Source organism: Streptomyces sp. NPDC043870 (assembly GCF_056435785.1).
Window position 1 is genome coordinate 121356 of the sequence record NZ_JBWKDT010000003.1, and the last position, 24087, is coordinate 145442.

At 70.4% G+C, this 24087-nt stretch carries 19 protein-coding genes and 1 pseudogene; 11 read left to right on the forward strand and 9 right to left on the reverse strand.

The window, feature by feature from the left end:
* Nucleotides 1-10 precede the first annotated feature (10 nt).
* The 3 genes from AC0699_RS05090 to AC0699_RS05100 all read left to right on the forward strand — a co-directional run bounded on the left by AC0699_RS05090 (nucleotide 11) and on the right by AC0699_RS05100 (nucleotide 3905).
* Complete coding sequence (locus AC0699_RS05090; RefSeq protein ID WP_478655776.1) at nucleotides 11-1351, forward strand: helix-turn-helix domain-containing protein; 1341 nt, start codon at nucleotides 11-13, stop codon at nucleotides 1349-1351.
* Between the two features lie 399 nt (nucleotides 1352-1750).
* A complete protein-coding gene (locus tag AC0699_RS05095; protein ID WP_478655779.1) occupies nucleotides 1751-2710 on the forward strand; it encodes a DUF4331 family protein in 960 nt (319 codons plus the stop codon).
* A gap of 313 nt (nucleotides 2711-3023) precedes the next feature.
* Entirely contained in the window at nucleotides 3024-3905 is an 882-nt protein-coding gene (locus AC0699_RS05100) for a S1 family peptidase (RefSeq protein ID WP_478655782.1), read from the forward strand.
* A gap of 157 nt (nucleotides 3906-4062) precedes the next feature.
* Here the strand turns inward: AC0699_RS05100 and AC0699_RS05105 are convergent, their stop codons facing one another.
* On the reverse strand, nucleotides 4063-5469 hold the full coding sequence (locus tag AC0699_RS05105; RefSeq protein WP_478655784.1) for an amidase: 1407 nt from the start codon (nucleotides 5467-5469) through the stop codon (nucleotides 4063-4065).
* A gap of 67 nt (nucleotides 5470-5536) precedes the next feature.
* Nucleotides 5537-6628, reverse strand: a complete 1092-nt coding sequence (locus tag AC0699_RS05110; protein ID WP_478655787.1) for a hypothetical protein — start codon at nucleotides 6626-6628, stop codon at nucleotides 5537-5539.
* Between the two features lie 260 nt (nucleotides 6629-6888).
* Between AC0699_RS05110 and AC0699_RS05115 the strand changes: the two genes are divergently transcribed.
* Both AC0699_RS05115 and AC0699_RS05120 read left to right on the forward strand, forming a co-directional pair.
* Nucleotides 6889-7275, forward strand: a complete 387-nt coding sequence (locus AC0699_RS05115; protein WP_478655790.1) for a hypothetical protein — start codon at nucleotides 6889-6891, stop codon at nucleotides 7273-7275.
* Nucleotides 7276-7383: 108 nt separating this feature from the next.
* A complete protein-coding gene (locus AC0699_RS05120; protein WP_478655792.1) occupies nucleotides 7384-8355 on the forward strand; it encodes a class I SAM-dependent methyltransferase in 972 nt (323 codons plus the stop codon).
* Between the two features lie 162 nt (nucleotides 8356-8517).
* On the opposite strand, the gene AC0699_RS05125 is transcribed toward AC0699_RS05120, so the two are convergent.
* The 5 genes from AC0699_RS05125 to AC0699_RS05145 form a co-directional block, all read right to left on the reverse strand.
* Nucleotides 8518-9180: a lysophospholipid acyltransferase family protein gene (locus AC0699_RS05125; RefSeq protein WP_478655794.1), complete on the reverse strand. Its 663-nt coding sequence runs from the start codon at nucleotides 9178-9180 to the stop codon at nucleotides 8518-8520.
* 135 nt (nucleotides 9181-9315) lie between these two features.
* Nucleotides 9316-11229 carry an ABC transporter ATP-binding protein/permease gene (locus AC0699_RS05130; protein WP_478655796.1) on the reverse strand — a complete coding sequence of 638 codons (1914 nt, stop codon included), beginning with the start codon at nucleotides 11227-11229 and terminating at the stop codon, nucleotides 9316-9318.
* Nucleotides 11230-11992: 763 nt separating this feature from the next.
* Nucleotides 11993-12742 carry an SDR family NAD(P)-dependent oxidoreductase gene (locus tag AC0699_RS05135; RefSeq protein WP_478655798.1) on the reverse strand — a complete coding sequence of 250 codons (750 nt, stop codon included), beginning with the start codon at nucleotides 12740-12742 and terminating at the stop codon, nucleotides 11993-11995.
* A 118-nt stretch (nucleotides 12743-12860) separates the two neighbouring features.
* Nucleotides 12861-14075, reverse strand: coding sequence for an amino acid aminotransferase (locus AC0699_RS05140; protein ID WP_478655801.1), 1215 nt, complete (start codon nucleotides 14073-14075; stop codon nucleotides 12861-12863).
* On the reverse strand, nucleotides 14068-15054 hold the full coding sequence (locus tag AC0699_RS05145) for a DMT family transporter (RefSeq protein WP_478656375.1): 987 nt from the start codon (nucleotides 15052-15054) through the stop codon (nucleotides 14068-14070). Before AC0699_RS05145 ends, AC0699_RS05140 begins: the two co-directional genes overlap by 8 nt.
* 159 nt (nucleotides 15055-15213) lie before the next feature.
* On the opposite strand from AC0699_RS05145, the gene AC0699_RS05150 reads away from it, so the two are divergent.
* Together AC0699_RS05150 and AC0699_RS05155 are read left to right on the forward strand one after the other, a co-directional pair.
* Nucleotides 15214-15771 carry an Lrp/AsnC family transcriptional regulator gene (locus AC0699_RS05150; RefSeq protein WP_478655804.1) on the forward strand — a complete coding sequence of 186 codons (558 nt, stop codon included), beginning with the start codon at nucleotides 15214-15216 and terminating at the stop codon, nucleotides 15769-15771.
* 75 nt (nucleotides 15772-15846) lie between these two features.
* Nucleotides 15847-18609: an ABC transporter substrate-binding protein gene (locus AC0699_RS05155; protein WP_478655806.1), complete on the forward strand. Its 2763-nt coding sequence runs from the start codon at nucleotides 15847-15849 to the stop codon at nucleotides 18607-18609.
* 44 nt (nucleotides 18610-18653) lie between these two features.
* On the opposite strand, the gene AC0699_RS05160 is transcribed toward AC0699_RS05155, so the two are convergent.
* On the reverse strand, nucleotides 18654-19616 hold the full coding sequence (locus AC0699_RS05160; protein WP_478655808.1) for an ArsR family transcriptional regulator: 963 nt from the start codon (nucleotides 19614-19616) through the stop codon (nucleotides 18654-18656).
* An 85-nt stretch (nucleotides 19617-19701) separates the two neighbouring features.
* Here AC0699_RS05160 and AC0699_RS05165 point away from each other — a divergent pair, with 85 nt between their 5' ends.
* A complete protein-coding gene (locus AC0699_RS05165) occupies nucleotides 19702-20964 on the forward strand; it encodes an alpha/beta hydrolase (RefSeq protein WP_478655811.1) in 1263 nt (420 codons plus the stop codon).
* A 106-nt stretch (nucleotides 20965-21070) separates the two neighbouring features.
* On the opposite strand, the pseudogene AC0699_RS05170 reads toward AC0699_RS05165, so the two are convergent.
* Nucleotides 21071-21265, reverse strand: a pseudogene (locus AC0699_RS05170) (M20 family peptidase); the annotation flags it as partial.
* Between the two features lie 341 nt (nucleotides 21266-21606).
* Here AC0699_RS05170 and AC0699_RS05175 point away from each other — a divergent pair.
* From AC0699_RS05175 to AC0699_RS05185, 3 genes are all read left to right on the forward strand, one after another.
* Nucleotides 21607-22098 (forward strand): allene oxide cyclase barrel-like domain-containing protein, encoded by a 492-nt coding sequence (locus AC0699_RS05175; protein ID WP_478655814.1) that lies wholly within the window; start codon nucleotides 21607-21609, stop codon nucleotides 22096-22098.
* 332 nt (nucleotides 22099-22430) lie between these two features.
* Complete coding sequence (locus tag AC0699_RS05180) at nucleotides 22431-23033, forward strand: TetR/AcrR family transcriptional regulator (protein ID WP_478655816.1); 603 nt, start codon at nucleotides 22431-22433, stop codon at nucleotides 23031-23033.
* A 119-nt stretch (nucleotides 23034-23152) separates the two neighbouring features.
* The gene (locus AC0699_RS05185; protein ID WP_478655818.1) at nucleotides 23153-24076 is read left to right on the forward strand and encodes a TauD/TfdA dioxygenase family protein; all 924 of its coding nucleotides are present in this window, start codon (nucleotides 23153-23155) and stop codon (nucleotides 24074-24076) included.
* Nucleotides 24077-24087: the final 11 nt, after the last annotated feature.

Genomic DNA, 24087 nt, shown 5'->3' on the forward strand with positions numbered 1-24087 from the left:
GGGGGTTCCCATGGACGAACCGGCCGAGATCGGCCTTCGGGTGCAGCGCCTGCGCAACGAACGCGGGCTGACACAGCGGCAGTTGGCCGAACCTTCCTACACCCCCGCGTACATCTCGACACTGGAGTCCGGCAAGGTCCGGCCCTCCGAGACCGCGCTGCGCTTCCTCGCGGAGCGGCTCGGCACATCCTTCGAAGAGCTGTCCACCGGCCGCCCCGCCCATCTGGCCACCGAGCTGCGGCTCGCCCTCACCGACGCCCAGCAGCAGCTCGCCACCGGCTCCGCCGACGAGGCTGCCGTCCGCTACCGCCGGCTCCTCACCGACGCGGAACACCTCGGCCTCGCTCCCGAGCAGGCCGAAGCGCTCCTCGGTCTCGGCGAATGCGCACTGGAGACGGGTGAACTGGCCGACGCGGGGCGGCACTTCGAGGCAGCCCAGCAACTCCTGGCCGGTGAACCGCTGCCCCGCCGGGCCCGCGCGATCCGGGGCCGCGCCATCGCCCACCTCCTCGCCGGGGAGCTGCGCTACGCCTGCTATCTCCTCGAGTCCACCATCGACGAGCTCGGCGCGAGCGGTCTGGCCGACCCCGAGGCGCTGGTACTGCTGTACGCCGCCGTCATCGGCCCGTACATCGACATGGGCGCCCATGCCCGCGCCGCGCACGCCGCCGAGCTCGCCCTGGCTCTGGCTCCCCACGTCAGCGACCCGGCGCTGGTGGCGGGTATGCATCGCCAGGTGGCCCGTACGTTCCTCGCCGAAGGGCGCACGGCCGACGCCGATGCCTCGCTCGCCAAGGCCCAGGCGATCTACCGGCAGCTGAGGCTGCGGACCGATCTCGCGCACTGTCACTGGATGCGCGGCTACGTCCACGCACAGAACGGCGAACTCGCCCTCGCGGAACAGGAGTTGCGCACCGCCCGGGACATGCTGACGGCCAAGCGCGCCGTGCTCTACACCGCCCAGGTGGAGGTGGAGCTGGCCGACGTACTGCGACGGCTCGGGCGGCTCGACGAGGCGGCCGGCCTGCTCTCGGCACTCCTGGAGCTGGGCGACCGGCACGGGGCGGTGCATGCGGGCGGCGCACACCGGCTGCTCGGACTCATCGCCGAGGAGCGGGGGCAGACCGAAGCCGCCGAGGAGCACTACGTCCTGGCGCTGGCCCTGCTGGAGCGCAGCGGGGCCAGCGGCGACCTCGCCGACCTGTGCCGTCTGCTGGGCGACCTGCTGCGGCGCGGCGGGCGCACCGAGGCCGCGCTGGACGCGTACCGCACGGGACTGGGTCACCGGGCAGCCCCCGGCACGACGACCCTGGGACCGGCCCCGGCGGCTCCGTCGATGCCGCGGCGCTGAGAGCTGCCCGGCGACGGCGATACCCGTCGGGCGGAGACTGCGGCGGGCCTCCGCTCTGCCGAAGAGGATCTCCGACTGCGCCACCACAGCCCCGGTCCGTACGCGGCCTGGGACGCGGCCACCCGCGAGGAGATCTGCGGCGCGCTCGCCCGTCAGGACGAGTGCCGGACCTGCTTCCGCCGAACGTGTGACGGCTCTCCGGACGTTCAGCCGGCCGCCATAGCATCGACCGCCTGCACGCGGAGCGGCGACGCGCCTGGCACGCCTTGTTGAACCGGTTCCCCGCCTCCCACGGGTGAACCGGTTACTGCCTGTGGGCTTGTCGTGCCGCGCCCCGGGCCGGGACGCGGTCGACTGGGGATGCTGCCGCATTCCTTCGCACGACCACCCGGGAGAGACATGTCGCACCATCTCAGCGGGCCCGACCTCCGTTCCCCGAAAGGGGACGCGCGCCTCGACCTGACGGATCTCTTCGTCTTCCCGGCCCCGGGCGGCCGTCGCACCGTCCTGATCATGAACGTGAATCCGTTCGCCCCCAGCCGGGGCGACGCTTTCCACCCGGACGCGGTCTACCGGATCAACGTGGACACCGATAGCGATCACATGGCAGACGTGGCGTACAGCTTCGTCTTCTCCGAGCCACTCGACGGTGAGCAGACCGCGACCGTCCTCCGCGCTGTCGGCGATGCGGCGCGCGATCACGAGGCCGCCGGGGAGGTTCTCTTCACCGAGGTCCCTGTCGCCTTCGGGCCCGAGCCGTTGCCGGTCGTGTCCGGCGAGCACCGGTTCTCCGCCGGCCTGCGCAGCGACCCGTTCTTCGCGGACCTCGACGGCATCGTCAACGACTTCACGTGGACGGGCAACGACTTCGGCGCCGACAAGAACGTCTTCGGCATCGTCCTGGAGGTGCCGGACTCGGACCTGGGCGACGACCCCATCGGCGTGTGGGCTCGCGTCAGCGTGCGCAAGAACGGCGAACTGCTGTCGGTCGATCGCGGCGCCCACCCCTCCCTCACCGCGTACTTCAACGCCGACGAGGTCAAGGACTCCTACAACGCGGGCGAACCCGCCGACGACTGGGCGACATACCTCGAACCGTGGTCCGCGGTCCTCGCCCACACCGGCGGCTACGACAAGGCGGGCGCCGAGCGGGCGCTGCGCACCGTGCTTCCCGACATCCTCGACTACGACCGCGAACGGCCCATCGCGTACCCCAACGGCCGCACCCTCACGGACGACGTGACCGACGCCCGCCTCGCCATGGTCACGGGCGGCAAGATCACCGAGGACCACATCGGCCCGCACACCGACCTGCTGCCCGAGTTCCCGTATCTGGGCCACCCGCACCTCCTCGGGTAGTCCGGGCCTCTGCTTCTGCTTCTGCTTCTGCCACTGCCACTGCCTGCGGCACAGGATGTCCTGGCAGAGGCAGAGGCAGAGGCACACGCACAAGCTCGGCCGAGGCGGTGTCCGCCACCGCCGTGCGTGGACGTGGCCCGTACGCCGGACGCGATGCTCCGCGGGCCGACCTCCCTGGCTCTTGTGCCCGGATCCCCGCTGCCCGATACTCCCAGCGCGAGCGCTTGTCGGGAACACGTCACCCACCCTGTCCCCGGCTGCGCCTCACGGGCCCCTCACCCCCCGGGCCCCTCCCATCCCCAGGAGGAGATCTGTGAGGAACGAGCGCACCACCTCCCCCAGCGGCATCGCGAGACGCATCCAGATGCTCGCCGCCGCGTTCGGACTGGCAGCCGCCACCGCCGTCGCCCTGCCGAACGCCAACGCGGCCACCCCCCAGACGTACGGCGCAGCCCAACTCGGCCGGGTCAGCGACGCAGTGGAGAAGGCCGGCGTCGGCGGCACCGCCTGGCATGTCGACAGCGCGTCCGGACGGGTCGTCGTGACCGCCGACAGCACCGTCTCCAGCGCCGGGATCGCGAAGATCAAGAAGGCGGCGGGCGCCGATGCGGGCGCCATCCAGGTCGAGCGGGCCCCCGGTGTCTTCACGCCGCTCCTCGGCGCGGGCGACGCCATCTACGGCGGTGGCTACCGCTGTTCGCTCGGCTTCAACGTCGTCAGCGGCAGTACGTACTACTTCCTCACAGCCGGCCACTGCGGCGACGTCGCCGACACCTGGTACACCAACTCCGGCCTGACCACACTCATCGGACCGACCATCGGCTCCAGCTTCCCGGGCAACGACTACGCCCTCGTCCGCTACGACAACGCCTCACTCAGCCACCCGGGCGGATTCAGCGCGGCGAACGCCTATGTCGGTGAGCCGGTCAAGCGCACCGGCTCCACGACCGGCACACACAGCGGCACCGTCACCGCGCTGAACGTCACCGTCCACTACAGCGGAGGCGGCACGGTCCGCGGCATGATCCAGACCAACGTCTGCGCCGAACCCGGCGACTCCGGCGGCCCGCTCTACGACGGCAGCAAGGCGCTCGGCATCACCTCCGGCGGCAGCGGGAACTGCTCCTCCGGCGGCACGACGTTCTACCAGCCCGTCCCCGAGGCGCTGAGCAAGTACAAGGTCAGCGTCTACTGACGCGTGTTGCGCACGAGGGCATGAGCCCTCGGGTGAGGCGCTGAAGAGCTCCTGCGGCACGGGGCGTCCCACGCCGGGTGGTGACCACCGGTGCGGGGCGTCCCGCTGCCTGCGGCCTTGCTGCCGGAGCAACCAGGCGACGAACGCCCACCAGCAGCTACGAGGAGGATCTCAACGGGGTGTCCGCGGCCCAGGGGCGAGCGGTCTCGAGTTGAGCGGCCAGTGACAGCAGTGTCGTCTCGTCGTCCCGGCGGCCGACCAGCTGTACAGCGAGAGGCAGGCCGGAGTCGGTGAAGCCGGCCGGGACCGAGGCCGCGGGGTTGCCGGTGACGTTCCACAGCGCGCAGTACGCGATCATCGGCATCGCCCGCAGCACGGCCCGGACCGTGCCGGTGCCGCTCAACCGGCCGGTCCTGGGCGGCAGGCTCGCGATCGTCGGGGTGAGCAGCACGTCGATCCGGTCGAAGACCCGGTTCGCCTTGGCGGCGACCTTCTCGCCCTGCGCGATGCCCCAGCGCGTGACTCCCGGCCGGGCCCACGCGCCGAGGCGCACCGTCTCACGGGTCCGCCGCTCGAGCTGCTTGTAGTCGTCCATCGCGAAGGCCTCGGTGCGCAACCCGGCGAACCATTGGGGCACGAACGCCGCCGTCGGGTCCGGGTAGCGAGGATCGATCTCCTCGACGTGATGGCCCAGTTCTGCGAGCAGCGCCGCCGTATCCGTGACGGCCCGGACCACTTCGGCCGCCGGCCGCACTCCGCGGGCGACCGGTTTGGTGGACCAGCCGATCCTCAGCCGCCCGGGTCCGTTCGCGGCGGCCGCCGCGAACGAGGTGGCCGGCTCGGCGGCGCGGAACATGTCCCCGGCCGTGGAACCCCGGATCGCGTCGTGGACGAGGGCGCAGTCCAGCACCGAGCGCGTCAGCGGACCGATCACGCCCAGCCCCCACCACAGGTGCGGGTGCGGGGAGGTGGAGACGCGGCCGCGTGCGGGCTTCAGCCCGAACAGTCCGCAGCAGGCGGCCGGAATCCGGATCGAGCCGCCGCCGTCTCCGCCGATGGCGGCCGGAACGAGACCGGCCGCGACCGCCACCGCGGAGCCACCGCTGGAACCACCCGGTGAGTGCTCGAGCGACCACGGGTTGCGCGTGGCGCCGTGCGCCGACGACTCGGTGAACGGAAACAGGCCGAACTCCGGCATGTTCGTCTTGCCGATCACGACCGCACCCGCGGCACGCAGTCTGCGCACCACCTCACTGTCCGCTGCCGCGGGCCGGGTGTTGGCGGCGGTGCCGAACGTCGTCACGTGACCGGAGACGTCGTTCTCCTCCTTGATGGCGACCGGCACCCCGTGCAGCGGACCCCGCTCGTCCAGTGGTGTGGCGTCCCGCCGAGCGGCTTCGGCCGGCGCCTCTTCGGCCATGACCACGGTGAACGCGTTGAGGGTGTCGTCGTGGTTCTGGATGCGGGCGAGCAGCAGCTCGGTGAGCTCACGGGCTGACACATCACCGGCACGGACGGCTGCGGCCTGCCCGGCAACTCCTGCGTACACAAGATCCTCAGTCATTGACGGGGAACGTACTCCGGCCGCCACCGCCCACGTAGCGCAAGCCATGGTGACGCCCGTCACATCGTCACTCCCTGGACGTCGTCGGACGGTTCCCCTTGGACTTCTTCGCCGCGATGCCCCGGGCCAGTTCGAACGCGGCAGCCGGGTCCGTCTCCTTGTTCCAGGGCGCCGCGCCGCACCAGGGGCCGATGCGGCGGAACTGCTCCAGTGCCGCCTCGTGGAGTCCGGCCTTGCCGAGGTGGTACGCCAGCTTGTGGCGCAGCCGGGGCAGGCGTTCGTCGTCGCCGGGCACCTGGTTCAGGGAGTCGGCGACGGTTTCGAGCAGTTCCTTGGCCTTGCTCGAGGAGGGTAGGGCCGAGGAGGCCTTCTCGAGCTCGTCCAGCGCGTGCAGATGCATGCCGGCGAGCGGGCTTCCGGCCGGGGCGTACCGTACGGCACGCTCGGCGAACTCCAGCATCAGCTGGTCGGAGCCGAACCACTTTGCGCACCAGTACTGCAGGGCCTGCCAATGGCCGGCGTAGTGGTACGGGGCACGCGCCACGAGCCCTTCCCACAGCGGTCGGAACTGGGCGCCGGAGTACTGCACTCCACGGGCGGCGGTGACCATGACGACCCACGGACCGGGGTTCAGCGGATCGAGTTCGGCGGCCTGCTTCGCAGCGGTGACCGAGGCGGGGAGCAGCTCCCGGAATCGGTTCATCCGCTCAGCCGGGACCTTGTGCGCGTACTCGGTGCCGCGGATCGCCCAGGCGCGGTGGAGGAGCAGCTGGGCGTGCAGGGTGGCGGCGTCGCAGTTCTCCGGCTGGACCGCGCGCCAGTCGTCCAGCCAGGCGTCCGCTTCGTCGGCGATCTGCTGCAGCAGCTCCATCCGGGACCACCGCTCGTCCCAGTCCTCGCCCGCGGCCGCCACATACGCGGCCGCCGGCCGCCAGTCGCCCTCCCAGGCAGCGTCCGCGACGGCCTGCATTTCCTTGTACCGATAGGGGGGCGCGGGCGGCCCTGCGCGCTGGGGGTCCAACTGCTCCCGGGGCACGAGTCCGTACTCTTCGGGCACGAATCGATTGCGGACCCAGCTCTTGCGGCGCGCGGGCGCCAGGAAGATGCCGCCCAGCCAGGCGAAGATCGCGCCGGTGATGACGGCGAAGATGATTGTCACGGCCGCGATCATCCCTGGCAGCAGTCACACCGAGCAACATCTTTGGCTATGGCTCGGCCTGCCATCAGCGCGGGCGCTGTCCACGGAACTGTCCGGGCGGAACATTCCGTCAACGTCATCGCGTCCGGGCCCCTTTGACGTGCACGCTCTCGATCCGCGCCGCCTCGGCACACCAGGCGGTCCGGCCGCATGCCTGCCCGGACGGACAATTTCGGCGAATCCGGCTGTCCGTACGACTCGTCGCCACTACGGTGACGGGCATGAGCGCCGACGACATCAGCCCCGCCGACCAGTGGCCGATCCCCCCGGCCTGGATGTTCGCCTGCACCGACTGTGTCCGCCTCTACGAGACGATGAAGGACATCCAGGCCGTCACCGACGAGCTCTGGCTCACCGGCCGACGCGGAGTGGACTGGGACCCGTTCGACAGCGCCGTAAGCTCACAGATCCGCGTCGCCCATCACCTCGCATCCGCGCACGCGGACCTCCTGCCGGACTGGGACCCGGCCTGCGCACGGTGCACGGAGCACCAGGCCCACCTCGCCAGACTGGCGCAGTCGGACCTGGGGCCGGGAACGGCAACGGCAGCGGGCGAGCACCGCGCCTACCACCTCTTCGCACCGCCACGCAGAGCGGGTTTCATGTAGCCGAACCGAAAGCCGGGCGAGCTGCGCCGAGGAAGAGGCCAGGCGTCCATGCCCCGGGTGGTTCGCAGGCATTGGCGCCGGCCATGGACAGCGCGCGATGCTGGGGCCATGGAGATCGAGATCCTCGTCGTTGCCGACTGTCCGCACACGGCGCCTGCCGCCGCGTTGCTGCGACGGGCGATCGATGACGTCGGCCTGCACGGCACCACGGTCAGCACGCGCGTTGTCACTGGCCAGGGCGAGGCCGATGAGCGCGGCTTCACGGGGTCGCCGACCTTCCTGATCGACGGACATGACCCGTTCGCCGGGGCCAGGCGCCCGGCGGGGCCGGTGGGGCCGGCGTGCCGGGTGTACCCGACACCGGATGGTCCTGCCGGTCTCCCCACCCTCGACCAGCTGCGCCAGGCGCTGTCCGGCGCGCTCCACGACCAGGACCTGGCCGACGCACAACGGCGGCACTGGCAGAACACGTACACCGCCCACCCGGGCATGTACGGCGAGCAGCCTTCCACCCCCGCGGTCCATGCCGCAGACGTCTTCCACGCAGCCGGGGCCAAGGATGTGCTGGAGCTGGGGGCCGGGCACGGCCGTGACGCCCTCTACTTCGCCCGCGAGGGGTTCACCGTCCAGGCCACCGACTTCAGCACCACCGGCCTTCAGCAGTTGCGGGATGCCACCCGCGTCCAAGGCGTCGCAGATCGCGTCAGCACCGCGGTGCACGACGTCCGTGAGCCGCTGCCGCTCCCGGACGCCTCGGTGGACGCGGTCTTCGCGCACATGCTGCTGTGCATGGCCCTTTCCACTCCAGAGATCCGCGCCCTGGTGCACGAGGTCCGCCGAGTGCTGCGGCCGGGCGGGGTGTTCGTCTACACGGTGCGGCACACCGGCGACAGCCACTACGGCACCGGCACCTCGCACGGCGACGACATCTACGAGCATGGCGGCTTCGCCGTGCACTTCTTCTCCCGTGACCTGGTCGACGCACTGTCCGACGACTGGACGCTGAACGAAGTCCACGCCTTCGAGGAAGGTGAGCTGCCACGCCGCCTGTGGCGGATCACCCAGACCCGACCCCGATGACTCGGTTCCCAGGCGATTCGTGCGTGTGCACCGTGGCTTGCCAGGCCTGCGACACGGTCGTAGGCGGTGATCCTGACGCCTCGGTTCGTCTTCTGCCGTACGTCGAGGATCCATCGGGCGCCCGCCGCCAGCAGTGCAGGACGTCCTCGAAGCCGACGCGAACTACGCAGCGAGCGCGGCGGGTTCGCCGAGGTGGGCAGCCGCTGTCCGCCACGCAGCCGTCACTGCCGTGCGGGCCTGAGCAGTCCGCATGGCACCGTCACCGGTCAGCTCGAGCGGAGCTCCCACGTGGACGTGCAGATTCGGGCGGCGCAGTGGCGCGGTGGCCAGGCCCGCGATCTGCTTGGCGGCATTCCCCGAGATGACCCGGCGTGCCCCGGCCTGTCCTACGGGAACGACAGGCGCGCCGGTGCGGAGGGCGAGCCGGGACAGGCCACTGCGGAAGGTACTGGGCGCCGCCTCCGCGGCGTCCTTGCGGCGCGGGAGGCCGCCCTCGGCGTAGATGAGGACCAGCCGTCCCCTCTCCAGGGCCGCTGCGGCGAGGTCGAGGGCGTCTGCAGCCCGCCGGGTCCTGCGGAACACCGGGACGTGTCCTCCGCGGGCCAGTGTGTGCCCCAGGAGCGGGATACGCCACAGGCCGGCGGCAGCCATGACGACCGGCTCGACACCGAGGCGGTGCAGAGCAGCGAGCACGATGGCGGGGTCGGCGAGCGAGGTGTGGTTCGCGGCGAGAATGCTGCCCGGCGCCAGTTCGGTACCGTCGTCGGCTGTCACCGAGAGGCGTCCCACCGCAGGCACCAGAACACCCGCGACAGAGCTGAGCATGTTGGTCTCCCGGTCTCGACGATGTTGAGCTACATCGTCGGCGGCGCGCGCCCCGCGGGCCTGAGCAGGCGTACTCAACTCCACCCTGGCGCCATACCCAGATCACAACCTCCACCAGGAGGCTCGTTCCCCAAGTCACGGTTCTGGCTCAGGTCCTGTCGTCCACACTGAGTGACCGCTGCCGGCCAGTGCCTCACCGCCGCCGGTGGAGGCCGATCGCCGGGAAACTGCCGCCCCATCGAGGGACACCGCCATGCTCCAGCGTCCCGCGCCGAGTAGCTCCAGGTGGTGGGTGTGCAACGCGTTCAACGTGCTGCGATGACCGACGCTGACCAGCATGCACTCGGGCAACGCATCGTGCGTCAGGGTGTAGAGCGCGTGCTCGAGGCCCTCGTCGAGGGCGGACGTCGCCTCGTCGAGAAAGGCCAGGCACGGCCGGCTCAGGAGGATCCGGGCGAACCCGAGGCGCTGCTGCTCGCCTGGAGACAGGATGCGCGACCAGTCGATCTCGTCATCGAGCCGATCCTCCAGGTGGCCCAGGTGCACGCTGTGCAACGCCTGGCGCACCCGCTCGTCGTCCATCCGGTGCGCAGGCCCCGGATAGGCCAGCGCGGTGCGCAGCCTGCCCAGGGGCAGGTACGGCCGCTGGGACAGGAACAGCGTGCGGCCGTCGGTAGGTCGCCATACCGTGCCCTGGGCGTGCGGCCACAGGTTCGCCAAACTGCGCAGCAACGTGGTCTTGCCGCTGCCCGAGGCACCCTTGATCAACAATGCCTGGCCCGGGTTCAGGCTCAGGCTCAGCCCGTCGATCAGAGGCCGTCCGTCGGGACGGCGTACCGTCAGGTCCTCGATCTCCAGCGCGTCGGGAAGGTCCGCGGCTGTCAGGGACGGCAACGCGCGCGACTCCTTGTTCGCCTCCAGCAGCCCCGTCAAGCGGTCGAGCCTGGCCCGGTAGGCGGCGAAGGTCTCGTAGGAGTCTCGGAAGAAGGACAGCGAGCCCTGCACCGAGTCGAAGGCTTGACCGGTCTGGGTTATGTCACCGAGGGTGATGGCCCCGGCGAAGAAGCGCGGCGCCTGAATGATGAAGGGAAACACCACCGCGATCTGGGTGGCCGTAACGTTGACCCCTTGAAGCTTCAGGCTTCGAAAGACGATGGCCCACTTGTTCCTGATGACGGCGGAAAACCTCGTCGCCAACGTCGCACGCTCCGCATCCTCGCCGCGGTAGAACGCGATGTTCTCGGAGTTGTCCCGCAGCCGCACCAGGGCGTAGCGGAAATAGGCGCCGAGTCCCTCGCCGAGGAAGTTCAGCCGGATCAGCGGGCGACCGATCCGGAAGGCAAGCACCGAGGCTACGAGCACGTAGAGGTAGACCAGGAACACCATCGCATGCGGGATCTCGTGACCGAAGACGGACAGCGGCCCGGACAGCCCCCACAGGAGGGCGGTGAAGGACACCAGTGACAGGGCGGCGTTGACGGCACCCATCGCCAGCCAATGCGACTCCGTGACGAACGAGGTGATGTCTTCCTGGATGCGCTGGTCGGGGTTGTCGACCGGCGCTGTCACGAACCGGCTCCGGTGGTAGGCGCGTCCCTCCAGCCAGTCGGCGACCATGTGATCGGTGAGCCATGTCCGCCAATGGATGATGAACATCTCGTCGATGAGAGAAGTGAGCAGAGTACTGAGGACGACGATCGTTATCAGCACGCCGGCGATGGCGATGGCGTACCAGAATGCTTTGGAGTCCATTTTCTGCAGCGCTGTGATGAAGTCGTTGTTCACAAAGGTGAACAACACGGTGAGACGCACCGTGAGGGCCACCAGCCACAGCATCAGGGCGAGCGTGAGCAGCGGTCGCCAGCTCATCCAGCTGCGTCGAGGCCTGAAATAGGGAAAAGCGATCCGCCTGAATTGCTGCCCCCAGCGCGTGTAGCGCGCCAGCAGGGCAACGACTACGGCGAAGACGGCCACGGTAATGGCGAAGGCCTTCCCCGTCCAGATGAGACTGGTGAGCCATTCGGAGTCCCAGTCCAACGACGCACTCACAAGATTCTCCAGCGGTAGCGTTCCATGATGGAAACTGTCTGTTTCGTGACCTTGGTCCTTTACGCGCAGGTTCTGCCTCAGTACGCCACAGCGCACGACGCACCCTCATGTCGCGGAATCTCGTAACTCGACAATCTCGCGCGATCTTGATAGCCAGTTCGCAGCCTGCCGAAATGCCGTCCGAGAAGGAGCATTCCGCCGGACTGCGACGTCGATCGGTATGTGGATCTGGCGCGAATTCCGGACGCCGGGAGCCTCGGGCAGCTCGGCACGCATGCGGTAGCAGGGCCTGGGTGACGTGACCGGCGAGCGTGTCGGCGATGGCGGCGGTGGGGCCGCGTGGCACAGGAGCGGCCATGGCAGAGGCCACCAAGGCGGTAGGGGCGGGGGCGTCGCTGGGATGAGCGGTCAGCGCGTGGTACGGGCCCGGGCGCGGTCGGACTGGACACGTACGACGTCGGCGTGCGCGGCCGCGCGGACCTTCTCGCCCGGACGGCAGCGCGCCGCGCTCTTCCCGAGCGACGGCAGGGTGCCTGCTGCAGGTCAGATCAGTCGACGCCCGCACGCGTGGGCGACGGAGACGGCGAGTCGGACTCCGCGCGCGCGAGCGCGCAGGACTGCGACAACAGGGCCTCCCGGCGCATCGGATGGGCTCGCATCCCTGACCTACCAAGAGGCCTTGCCTTCATCCGCCGACCGCACGGCGATCACCCGGTCAGGACCCCTGTTCGACCGGACAGGCCCGTGGTCAGCGGATGGCTTCTCAGGTCAGATTCAGCCCGCCGTCGAGCACGATGACCTCACCGGTGAGATAGGTGTTCGCGATCACTGACGCCACCAGGTCTGCCACGTCGGCCGGCAGGGCCGGGCGGCGCATGGGTGCGCGGTCCCGCCAGAGCTCGTGCGCCTGCGCCCAGTCCTTCGTCATCGGCGTGTCCACCAGCCCCGGCGCCACCGCGTTGACCCGCACCTCGGGCCCGAGCGCGGCCGCGAGCAGCCGGGTCACGTGATTCAGCGCGGCCTTGCTCGCCGCATAGGGCACCGATGAGCCCTTGGGGCGCACCCCGGCGTGGCTGGTGACGTTCACGATGCTGCCGCCCGCGGGGGATCGGCGCAGCGCCGGAAGGGCCGCCGTGCACAGCACCCATGGCGCGATCAGGTTGACCTCCAGCAGCTGCCGCCAGTCCGCCGGTGTCGCCGCGGCCAGATCGTCGTGCGGGATCGGCCAGCTGATGCCCGCGTTGTTCACCAGCACGTCCAGCCGCCCGTACCGGCCGAGCGCCGCCTCGACCAGCCCCCGGGCTTCCTCCTCCACCGCCAGATCCGCCCGAACGTACGCCCCGCCGAGCTCCGCCGCCAGGGCCTCCCCGGCCTCCACACTGCGCCGCGAGTGCACGACGACCCGCATCCCGTCCGCCGCCAGCCTCCGCGCGACGGCCTCCCCGATCCCCGACGTGGACCCGCTGACCAGGGCGACGGGCCGATCCGCTTGGTCGATCTGTTCGATCCTCATGCCCGCAGATCCTGCCACGGTCCCCTGTGACCGGTCGGCCGGTGCCGGGCCTCTGGCCGACCGAGCAGCGACGGCACCGTTCACCTGCGTGCGCGCCGGCGCGGGGCGCTGCGCGCCGTCAGACGAACGGGACGGCGCGAGCCGTGTCGACGGTGCCGAGGACCGCGGCGATGCCCTGTGCCAGGAACGGGATCCGGTGCGCCGATATGCCGGCGATGTTGATGCGCCCCGAGGCCGTGCCGTAGATGGCGAACTGCCGGCGCAGCCGACGCATGTGGTCCGGCGTGAGCGGCAGCATCGAGAACATGCCCTTCTGCCGCGCGAGCGCCTCCGCCTGGACGCCGCAGCCCAGCGCACCGAGGTGTGCGACCAGATCCGACCGGTTGGCCGTGATCCTGCCCCGCATGACGTCGAGTTCGGCCCGCCAAGCGGCCCGCAGCTGCTCGTCCTCGAGGATGGTGGTGACGACGGCGGCGCCGTGCTCCGGTGGCATCGAGTACAGCGTCCGTGCGGCGTTCTGCAGTGCCGTTTCCACGTGCCGCAGCGCCTGCCGCGACGATCCGAGGACGACTGCACAGCCGGTGCGGTCGTTGTAGAGGCCGAAGTTCTTGGAACAGCTGACGGCGATGAGCATCTCCGGGAGCCGGTCGGCCAGCATCCGGGTGGCCCTCAGGTCGGCCTCGAGACCGTCACCGAGCCCGTGGTACGCCAGGTCGACGAAGGGAACCCAGCCGTTTGTCGCGGCGAGCTCGGCCAGCGCCTCCCATGTCTCGAAGGAGGGGTCGACTCCGGTGGGATTGTGGCAGCAGCCCTGGAGCAGGACGACGTCCTTGCTTCCGGCGGCACGCAGGTCGTAGAGCATGCCCGTGATGTCGGGGAGCCCTTCGGAGTCGAGTCGTCCGTATGTCCGGACCTTCAGGCCGGCGGCTTCCAGGATGGGCCGGTGATTGACGTAGGCGGGGTCACTGATCCACACCGTCGCGCCCGGGTGGGTCTGGCGCACCAGGTCGGCCAGCAGTCGCAGTGCTCCGGTGCCCGCCACGGTCTGGACGGCCGTGGCGCGTGCGGTCAGGGCTTCGGTGCCCAGGACCATGGACAGCATGGCGCGGTTGAAGGCGGTGTTGCCCGAGAGTCCGCGGTACTCCTTGGAGGCGGAACGTTCCGCCAGGTGCAGCTCGGCCTCCCGGACCGCTGTCATGACGGGGGTGGTCCCGGTGTGGTCGCGGTAGACGCCGAGGACGAGGTCGAGGCGCTCGGGACGTGTGTCGGCGGCGTACTCGGCGGCAAGGTCCCACAACGGGTCGGCGGGCGGGGAAGGGAGGAGCTCAAGCATCAGCGGGAACCTTGTGTCGGGGGCGTCGGTTGGCGAGGACGACGCCGCAGGTGATGAGGGGGACGCCGACGAGGACGGACAGGGTCGGCGACTCGTTCAGGAGGGGGATGGCGAGCAGGACGACGGCGACCGGGCTGAGGCTGCCGACGACCGAGCTGCGCTCCGGTCCCAGCCGGCGGATCGCGAACGCGTACAGCAGACCGGCACACAGGCCGACACCCAGGCCCTGCACGACGAGGAACAGCGCGATGTCGCCGCCGGTCGCCCGGGCGAGACCGGTGGGCAGGACATCGGTCAGGGCCAGGATCGCGATGACGGCGAACGACGGCAGGCACAGCAGCCCGATGGACCCGACCGGGTCGAGGTCCACTTCCCGCAGCCCCACGGTGTACAGGGCCCACAGCCCGCTGGCGACGAGCAGCGTGCCCGAACCAAGCAGAACATCCTGGTCCAGTGCAGCGGTGTAGCGCCAGACCAGCGCGACGACGCCGGCCACGATCAGCACCAGCCCGGCCCTCTGCGTTCCGCGGGGAGCGCCCCGCCCGCCCGCGACCATGAGGGCCGAGACGAACAGCGGGACCATCCCGGGGACGATCGCACCGACGAATGCGGCCGATGTCAGCGACCCGCCGTACATCGCGGCGAGAAAGAACGGCACCCCGGCACCGCAGACGATCTTGGCCGCGGGACCCGGCCGCACGGCGGCCAGCCGGCGGCGGCGCCGCCAAAGGGCGGGCGCCAGGACGACGAGGGGCACGCCGAACCGCAGCAGGGCCGCGTCGGCGGGCAGCAGGGTGGAGGCGCTGAGAGCGCGGGCGCTCAGGGCGAACGCGGCCCAGATCGTCACGGTCAGCACCAGTGCCAGGGTTCCCGCCGTCGGCGGAGAGAGCCGTCTGTGTCCGGCGGCACGGAACGCCGAAGAGGTGCTCCGGGAGGAGCTCTCCACCCCGGCGGGCGGCGCTGCCGCCGCCGCTTTCATCGTGACCACCGAAGATTCCTCCCGCCCATGACCTGCTCGGGCGGCGCCGACTACCAACCCTGACTCTTGCGAGCAAGGCTAGAGCCATCAGCGGGGCAGCCGATTGCTAGTTCTGCCCTATGAACCTAGCCTGGAGACAGAATCTGCCAAGGAGTGACGATGGACGCTGTGGATCTCCAGATCATCCACGAGTTGCAGGCGGACGGGCGGCTGTCCAACCAGGACCTGGCCGACCGTGTCCGGCTCTCCCCGTCGCCCTGTCTGCGCCGGGTACGCCGCCTGGAGGAGTCGGGCCTGATCAGCGGCTACACGGCCATGGTGGACCAAGTCGCCTTCGGCCTCCCGATCACCGTGTTCGTACGGGTCCGCCTGGAACGCCACACCGCCGAGGCCGTCAATGTGTTCGAGCAGCACGTCGGCCTCATCGAGCACATCCAGGACTGCTACCTGATGGCGGGCAGCAGCGACTACCTGCTCAGAGTCGTCATCGAAAGCCTGGAGGCGTACGAGACGCTGGTGCGCACGCAGATCCACGCCATTCCCGGCATCACGTCGATCGAATCCAGCTTCGCGTTCGGAAGCGTCAAGCAGTCCAAGGTCTATCCGCGCCCCGGCAGCCCGTCGCGACCCGGCGCTGCCACCCCCCACACGGGCCGGGGGTCCGGCCGCCGGTCCGATGGCGGGGACGCCCCCGGGAAGATTGTGCCTGCCATGTGATCCAACTCCACGCTTGCGTACGGCAGTCCATGGGAATATCCCTTGTTTCTCAGGGGGAACAAGGGGGGCTTTCTCATGACTGCAGGGGATCCACAAAGCCGCATTCCAGCCTATCCGGGCGTCGAGCGCTTCATCGACGCCTTCGACAAACTGGTGGTACAGCCACGGCGCAGCCGCAGCAGAGTGCCGGTCGTCCTGCTCAGTGAGCCGGACGGCGGCAATGCGGGGCGCCGGATCGTCACGGGGCTCCGCTCAAGGATGCGCGGCCGCAGCGAGGTCCTCGCCCCGCACGCGTACATCCCGCAGATCCCGGACGGGACGGAGCCGCCGCCGCTCGAGCTCTTCGAGCACCTGACCCTTCAGCTTGCCGAGACCATGCCACCCGGCACCGGTGAACTACGGCTGCACAGCTACCGGTTGCTGCGCTCCGTCGTCACCGCGCCCGCCATCGAGGGACTCATGGAGCGCCGCCACGCCGAGCTGCGCAACCACTGCTACGCGGAGCACCGCAACTGGTCCCGCACCGCCCAGACCCTGTGGTGGCTCGGCGGCCGCGATCAGGCCAGCGGCGGCACGCTGCTCGAGCTGCTGTGGAACTTCATCGCAGGCCCACTCTTCCAGCGGCTGCCGCGCGCCTTCTACGGCTGGCGCGCCAACCGCCGCATGCTCGGGCGGGCCCGCAGCCGCAGCTGGTACGCCGAGTGGGTGCGCCGTCAGCACGGCAGCCCGCCCACCGACTTCTTCCGCTCCGCGCTCGACCTCGTACACGGCGAGCCGGCCAGTGAGCCGGAGCGCCTGGACCGAGTGCTCATGCACGCCCTGCTCGCCGACCTCGACCAGGCGTGCCGGACCCGTCTCCTCAACCCCTGGCGGCGACGCCGCACCTCCCGCTTCGTGCTTCTCTTCGACGAGGCGGGGCCGGCCGACTCGCGCGTCCAGCGCTTTCTGCGTGAACTCCGTTCCGCCATGGAGGACTTGCGCTGTACGTCGGTGTTCGCCGTGGCGGGCGGCGTACGCTCGCTGGCCTCGCGCATCCCCGACATCGACGCTTCGGGCCTCGCCCACGCCGGCGCCGAGCTGATCAACATCGAGCGGCGCGGGATGACGCCGGGTCAGCCGACCGGCATCGTCGTGCCGGTGGCCGAGGGTCCCGAGGACGACCAGGCAGCGGTGTACTGGCTGGGCCGCTGGCCCACGCTGGTGACGCCGTCGCCGCGCTGGGGTCCCGGCGCCGAGGTCGCCGGAGTGCTCGGCGTCGGAACGCTCGCACTCGCACTCGTCGCCGGCCTCGTCCTCGTACCGGACATCGCGAACCGCGAAAAGGACGACCCCTGCCAGGGCTCCACCTTCCTCGGCACCGACGGGCAGTGCGTCGGCGTGTCCGAAGGCGCGGCCGGCTTCGGCAAGGAGCCCAGTGAGCAGGCCGTACGGGCCGTGCTCCAGCAGATCGAGCGGCAGAACGAGGCGGTCGACAAGGAGCTCGCGGGCCGGCCCGACGACGACCCGCGGCCCGGTCGTCGCACCGTCGTCTACTTCGGCCCGCTCACCGGTGGCAAGAACGCCGAAGACCCGGTGCGCGGTGGCACGTTGGCGGAGCTGCGCGGCATCGCGCTGGCACAGCAGCACATCAACGCCCAGGCGCTGCGTTCCGGCGAGCGCGTCCCGCTGCGGGTGCTCGCCGCCAACGCGGGTGACCGCTTCAAGGACGCTCCCGCCGTCGCCGACCGGATCGCAGAGCTCGCCGCGAGCGATCCGTCCATCGCGGGCGTCGTCGGTTTCGGGCAGAGCCGCCGCAACACGTACGACGCGATACGCACCCTCGACAAGGCCGGCATCCCGATGGTCGGCACCTCGGGCACCGCCGATGAACTCCTTCGCCAGGGCGAGCACTACTACCAGACGGCCGCCACCGATGCGCGGGCCGCCGAGCTGATGGCAGCGTTCGCTTCGGGCGCCGGGATGACCGCCGGCGGGCAGAAGGCGCGCCGGGTGAGTCTTGTTGCCGACGCCACCGACGCCTACAGCAACAGCCTTGCCGCGTCCTTCCGTGCCTCGTACGGGCCGGGGCGCACCGACGTACTCCTCTACACCCCCACCGACGCGCCGGAACCGGGACCGGTGCCGGGTGCGCTCGGCGGGCGTTCCGTGCCGACCGTGGAGGACCTGGCCCGCGAGGTCTGCCGCGCCGTGAGTGAGGAGCCGCGAACGGCGGTGGTGTGGTCGGCGCGGGCCAGCCAGTTCCAGCTGTTCCTGGCCGAGATCGCCCGCATCTCCGGCGACTGCCCGAAGATCACGGTGCTCGGCGGCGACGACGTCACCAACACGCTGACGGACGAGCAGCGCCCCTGGGACGACTTCAAGGGCCTCACCCTCTTCTACGTCTCGCACGGCTACGCCCCCACGCTGGCGGCACGGAGCCCGGAGGCCGCGGCCTTCCTCGCCGCATACGACCGTACGTACGGCGGCGACCACAGCGCCAGGACGAAGGCGATACGCGAGGACGGTCATGTCGCGCTCGCCTGGGACGCGTTGCGCTATCTCGCCGAAGGCATCGACCAGGCCTGGCGCACCACCGGCAGGCATGACGAGCGCCTCGACCGCGGGCTGCTGCAAGGCGTGCTCTACCAGGGCCTGGGCGGCGGGGGCTTCGACGGCGCCACCGGCCGTATCGACGCGCACGGCGCGGCGGGCGGGGGACGGCTGACGGAGGACAAGCTGCTTGCGGTGCTGCGGGGCAGCAGCGACGAGCCGGCGACCGAGCTGCTGTGCGGCACGGTGGCACGCGGCGATGAACGCAAGAGGTGGGGGCCGAAGGGCGAGGAGCACCCGTGTCCGTAACGGCGTCGGCTCACGCAGGGCCCGGCTCCTGGGCAGTGCCGGAATCATCGCTGCCGGACCAGCAGGCTCCCCAGTGCGGTGCGCTGGTGCAGCACCGCCCGGCCGGCGCGGACCGTGGTGATCAGTCCCGCGCCGCGCAGCGCGGCGGCATGGGCGGAGGCGGTGGCATTGCTGACGCCCAGTCGGCGGGCGAGGCCGCTGGTGGTGTGCTCCTCGGCGAGCAGCAGAAGGGTGTCGAGGCGGGTCCCGCCGAGTACTCGGGCCAGCGCGTCGTCTGCCCCGCCCGCCGTGTCCGGTGCGAGTGGCAGCCCCGGACCGGCTGGGTAGGTCAGGAACACGGGACCGTTGGGCAGATCGGCGATGAGAGGGTGGCCGGTCCAGTGGAAGGTGGGCTGGAGCACCAGGCCGCGGCCGCCCGGCCAGAGGTCCGATTCCCAGGGCGCCTCCAACTCCCAGATGTCCTCGTGCAGTCGGCTCCCGGGGACGAGGGCGGTGAGTGCGGCGGCCGTGCCGTGCTCGGCCACGGTCAGCGCATAGCGGGTGAATTCTGCCTGGTGCAGGTCCTGTACCAAGGGCCATACGGGGCGCAGCGCGGTCTCGAAGGCCGCCTGTTGTGCGCGGCGCAGGAGTTGCCAGGCATCGTCATCGCCCCGGTGCAGACCGCGGATCCACTGCGGGGACGGGCTGGGGTGCCGGGCGTAGAGCCGCTCGATCTCGGAGCGGACCAGGGCCGGTTGGCAAGCCCGTACGGTGTCCAGCCCTTCCGTCAGGTCGTCGCTGAACACGTCGATGAACTTGGGGGCCTCCGCGCCGGGAACCAGGTCCGCCAGCGGCTCGGCTGCGGCCGGCAGGGACCGGAGCAGCCGCTGTCGCCAGCGGCCGAAGAGCAGTTCACCGTCGGGGCGGCACATCCTCATGAGGGCCACGTTCAGCTCCTGCAGCGGGGCCGGCCGGGGCGCGAACCGGACCCGGACGAAGTCGGTGGCCGTGAAATGGATCCGTAGCACTACTTTCCCCGGCGGCAGTCCGCCATCGTTTCGGTCTGGGCCTCAACCATCGCCCGCGTTCCCCGCCGAACGACAGCATGCCCGCATGACCTCTTCTTGTTCCTTCACCTCTGGTGCGGCCGCAACGGACCGCCGGACCCTCGTCAAGTCGGCCGCGCTGGCGGCCGGGTTGCTGCTCATGGGCGGCGAGGGTGTCGCACGGGCCCAGGCACGGCCCGCGGACGGTGTCACCGTACGGCTGCCCGCGCCGACCGGCCCGCACCGCGTCGGCGTCGCCACCCTCTGTCTGGTCGACCGCTCCCGGTGCGACCCGTGGGATCCCGCGATCCCCGTACGGGAGGTCGTGGTCACGGTGTTCTATCCGGCCCGTACCGTCCGCAGCCACCCGGTCGCACCGCAGATGACCGAGACCGCCGCGGCGATGTTCAACGACATCGACGTCCCCATCCACGGCTTGCCCCCGTCCGGTGTGAACTGGGCGGCCACCGCATCCCATGCGCACATGGGCGCGCCCGCGCAGGCCGTACGGCGACCGGTGCTCCTCTACAGCCCGGGCGGCGGCGACCCGCGCACCCTGGGCACCGGGCTCGCCGAGGAGCTGGCGAGCCATGGCCATGTCGTGGTGACCGTCGATCACCCCGGCGACGCCGGCGAGGTCGAGTTCCCCGACACCACGGCGTACCGGAACCGTCCCTATCGCATTACGGTGTTCCGGGACGATCCCCGCAAGGACCCGCAGCTGGCCCGCACCATGATCGACACCAGGATCGCGGATCTGAGCTTCGTCCTCGACCAACTGACGGCGCTGGCGGCCGGCCGCAATCCGGATGCGGCGGGGCGCCCACTGCCGGAGCATCTCGGGCGTGCCCTGGATCTGCGGCGGGTGGGCGGCTACGGCCATTCCGCCGGGGGCACCGCCGTGGCCGAGGCGATGTACGAGGACCGCCGGATCGCTGCGGCGGTCAACCTGGAGGGCTATCTGGGCCATCCGCCCCACCGACCCGGTCAGGAGGGGGAGCTGTACCCGGTCGCCCGCTACGGGGTGGACCGGCCGCTGCTCCTGCTGGGAACCGACGGGTTCATCGGCAAGGAAGAGGCGAAGAAGGAGCTGGAGTATTCCTGGTCGGCCCTGCTCGCTCACTCGCACGGGTGGACCCGCCGACGGCAGATCGACCGCGCCGCACATTGGGTGTTCACCGACTACGCCGCCATAGTGCCCCAGTTGCGGGCGGCCGGGCTGATGACGGCCGACGCCCGGCGTGCGTTGGTCGGCACGCTCGACCCGGCCGTATCGGTGCCCACGGTGCGCCACCACGTACGGTCGTTCTTCGCCCGGCACTTGCGCTGACCGGCCCGCCGGAACCCGGCCCGATCACCGAACGCGCATCCCGGTGATCGCAGATCGCGACCTCGCCCGATTGCTCACGGTCGCGCATGCTCTCGTTCTTCTGTCCGTTCCTGATCGCGTTCACCAGTCCGGCAGCAAGGTCGGCCCGCTCGGCCATGGCGACGATCACCAGGTACTCGTGGTCGGCGTGGGCACCACCCCCGACTGCTCCGAGGCCATCGAGTGTCAGCACCCCCAGTGCGGCCGTGAAGTTGCCGTCGCTTCCGCCGCCGACCGCCGTGCCTTCGAGGTCAGAAAGCAGTCGACGCCTGACCGGTCATCGAGCGTCGCCAGGCCATGGACGGCCTGTACCAGACCGCCCAGCATGTCGACGACCCCGGGGCCGGTCGCATGAGGTCCTCGATCATCGCATCGACACTCAGATCGACGGTCTTGTACATCGTCACGTCGGAAGGGCACTTGGTACCTGCGCTCACCTGGTTCCCCACTCCCGGCCTGCCCGCCGCCTCCGGCCGTTTCACCTGGATGGGTAGGCACGGGTCGCGGAACCATGTGATCCACATGAGGCTGACCTGGGAATCGGTTGCCTCACATGACACCTGGTCAGTGAGCCGTCCCCCTTGGTCCCACAGGGAGTACAGAGTGCGTCACTTCAAGCATGTCGGCCTGAGCGCGGCCACCGGACTGGCTGCTCTCCTCGTCTGCGCACACCCGGCATCGGCCACCAGCGATACCGGTCCCGTGCCTGAGAAGTCCTTCGAGCTGGTCGCGAGGCAGACCCAGATCACTTCCATCGATGCGGACGGGGCGCCCGGGGCCGGCCAAGGGGACGAACTGGTCGTCAGCGGGGACCTCGTCCGTGAAAGCACCACGGTCGGCAGCTACGGCGAGGTCTGCACACTGACCCGAACAGCTCCTGGTGACGAGTCCGACCTGTTGTGCGTGGGCTCCTTTTCCCTGGCCCAGGGGCACATCGCCTTCCAGGGCCGGTTCACCGTTACCGCCGGCGGCCCCGGCGACATCACGTTCGCGATCACCGGAGGCACGGGGGCCTACCGCACGGCCCGCGGCTACATCCACGCCGTCAACATCAGTGAGACGGAGACGCAGGTCTCCGTCCACCTCAGCCGCTGACAGGGCAGGAGAGGCCCCCCGAACGGCCCGGCCTTCTCAGCGGCCGTGCCCGTCCCGTGACCGTTCGGTCGGGAACAGCGGGGCACAGTGAGGCACGGTGATCGCTCGCGGCAACGCCGATGAGACCGGCCCCTGACCGACTTGCTCGGTCAGGGGCCGGCCGCCTGCGGTGGGTGGTGTGGAGTTCGAACCCACCACGAACGTACGGGCCCGACTTCGGGCCGGGCAGTGATCGCACGCCGGAGCCGGTGCCGATGGTGCCCGGTCGTCCACCGCGGATGCACACCGCACCCCGGGCCGATGCGGTCCGGCTGAGCTCGTAGGCTCGGGGCATGGCGGGTACACAGGCACATGGGACGGAACGGGGACCGGGGCGACCGCGCGAGGAGCGGGTCACCGGGGCGGTCCTGAACGCGGTCGTCGAGCTGGTCACCGAGCAGGGCATGCAGGCGGTCACGATGGATGCCGTCGCCGCCCGGGCCGGGGTGAGCAAGCCCGCCATCTACCGGCGCTGGCCCACCAAGCAGGATCTGGTCATTGCCGCTGCCGAGACCCGTATCGGCACCCTGTCGGTACCCGATCTGGGCGACTTCCGCGACGAGCTCCGTGTCGTGCTCATGGCACGCCTGGAGGCGTACCGCCTGCCGGGATCGGACCGTTTGCTCGCAGGCATGATCGGCGCGGCGGCGGAGGCAGGCGCCATGCGGGGCCAGTACGCGCAGTACACCGAGCGGATCACCAGCGAGACCAGGAACATCCTCGAGCGCGGTATCGCCCGTGGTGACGTGCACCCCGACACCGACGTCCGGGCCGCGGCCACTCTGGTGGCCGCACCCCTGCTCTTCCGGCTGCTCGGCGAGCAGGAGCTGCCCGACGCCCGGCTCGTGGACACCCTGGTGGACCTCGTCGCCCGCGCTGTCGGCTCGGCTTCCTGAGCCGTTCCCCTCACCCCTGCGAACCGGCTGGGACATCGATGCCCGCAGACCCTTGCCACGCCCTACCCCAATAACGATACTTCCAGGAACGAAATCCGGACCCGACGTTCTGGAGAGCCATGGACAGCGTCGTCACCACATCTGTTTCCGCCCTCGACAAGCCCCTGATGCACTTCGGGAAGCGCACGCTGGAGCGCACCGCGCCGGGTCTGCCCTCGGCCGAGTACCGCCGGCTGGCCATCCGCCCACTCACCCCGCACATCGGTGCCGAGATCGACGGCGTCGACCTCTCGCTGCCGATCGGCGAGGACCTCGCCGAGGAGCTCAGGCAGGCCCTGCTGGAGTGGAAGGTGATCTTCTTCCGCGACCAGGACGCCTTCGATGCGCAGTCCCAGCTCGCGCTCTCCGGCGTATGGGGCGAGCCGGAGCCGAACCCCTTCTTCCCGAAGACCGAGACCGCCGGTGTCTCCCGGCTCGCCAAGGACGCCAAGGCCATCGGCAACAAGAACATCTGGCACAGCGACCACTCCTTCATGGCCGCGCCCGCCCTCGGCTCGGTCCTGCGCGCCGTCGAGATCCCGCCCGCGGGCGGCGACACGATGTGGGCGGACATGGCGGCCGCGTACGACAACCTGTCCCCTGAGATGCGCGAGCGCATCGACGGGCTCACCGCCGTGCACGACTGGGTGCCGAGCTGGGGGTCGACGATGACGGACGACCAGGTCGCCACGCACCGGCAGAACCTGCCGCCCGTCGAGCACCCGGTGGTCGTCCGCCACCCGCGCACCGGCCGCAAGCTGCTCTACGTCAACGAGCCCTTCACCGTCCGGATCGTCGGGCTGTCCGACTCCGAGAGCCGGGACCTCCTCCACGAGCTCGTCCTCCAGGCCCGTATCCCCGAGTACCAGGTGCGCTTCCGCTGGCAGCCGGGCTCCGTCGCGATCTGGGACAACATCGCCACCCAGCACTACGCGATCAACGACTACTACCCGCAGCCCCGCGTCATGGAGCGCATCGCGATCGCGGGCGTGCCGCTCTCCTGAGCCGCACCCGG

Coding starts and splice junctions, on each gene's coding strand:
- AC0699_RS05090 (WP_478655776.1), top strand. CDS start 11: ATGGACGAACCGGCCGAGATCGGCCTTCGGGTGCAGCGCCTGCGCAAC.
- AC0699_RS05095 (WP_478655779.1), top strand. CDS start 1,751: ATGTCGCACCATCTCAGCGGGCCCGACCTCCGTTCCCCGAAAGGGGAC.
- AC0699_RS05105 (WP_478655784.1), bottom strand. CDS start 5,469: ATGACTGAGGATCTTGTGTACGCAGGAGTTGCCGGGCAGGCCGCAGCC.
- AC0699_RS05115 (WP_478655790.1), top strand. CDS start 6,889: ATGAGCGCCGACGACATCAGCCCCGCCGACCAGTGGCCGATCCCCCCG.
- AC0699_RS05120 (WP_478655792.1), top strand. CDS start 7,384: ATGGAGATCGAGATCCTCGTCGTTGCCGACTGTCCGCACACGGCGCCT.
- AC0699_RS05125 (WP_478655794.1), bottom strand. CDS start 9,180: ATGCTCAGCTCTGTCGCGGGTGTTCTGGTGCCTGCGGTGGGACGCCTC.
- AC0699_RS05135 (WP_478655798.1), bottom strand. CDS start 12,742: ATGAGGATCGAACAGATCGACCAAGCGGATCGGCCCGTCGCCCTGGTC.
- AC0699_RS05140 (WP_478655801.1), bottom strand. CDS start 14,075: ATGCTTGAGCTCCTCCCTTCCCCGCCCGCCGACCCGTTGTGGGACCTT.
- AC0699_RS05145 (WP_478656375.1), bottom strand. CDS start 15,054: ATGAAAGCGGCGGCGGCAGCGCCGCCCGCCGGGGTGGAGAGCTCCTCC.
- AC0699_RS05150 (WP_478655804.1), top strand. CDS start 15,214: ATGGACGCTGTGGATCTCCAGATCATCCACGAGTTGCAGGCGGACGGG.
- AC0699_RS05155 (WP_478655806.1), top strand. CDS start 15,847: ATGACTGCAGGGGATCCACAAAGCCGCATTCCAGCCTATCCGGGCGTC.
- AC0699_RS05165 (WP_478655811.1), top strand. CDS start 19,702: ATGACCTCTTCTTGTTCCTTCACCTCTGGTGCGGCCGCAACGGACCGC.
- AC0699_RS05180 (WP_478655816.1), top strand. CDS start 22,431: ATGGCGGGTACACAGGCACATGGGACGGAACGGGGACCGGGGCGACCG.
- AC0699_RS05185 (WP_478655818.1), top strand. CDS start 23,153: ATGGACAGCGTCGTCACCACATCTGTTTCCGCCCTCGACAAGCCCCTG.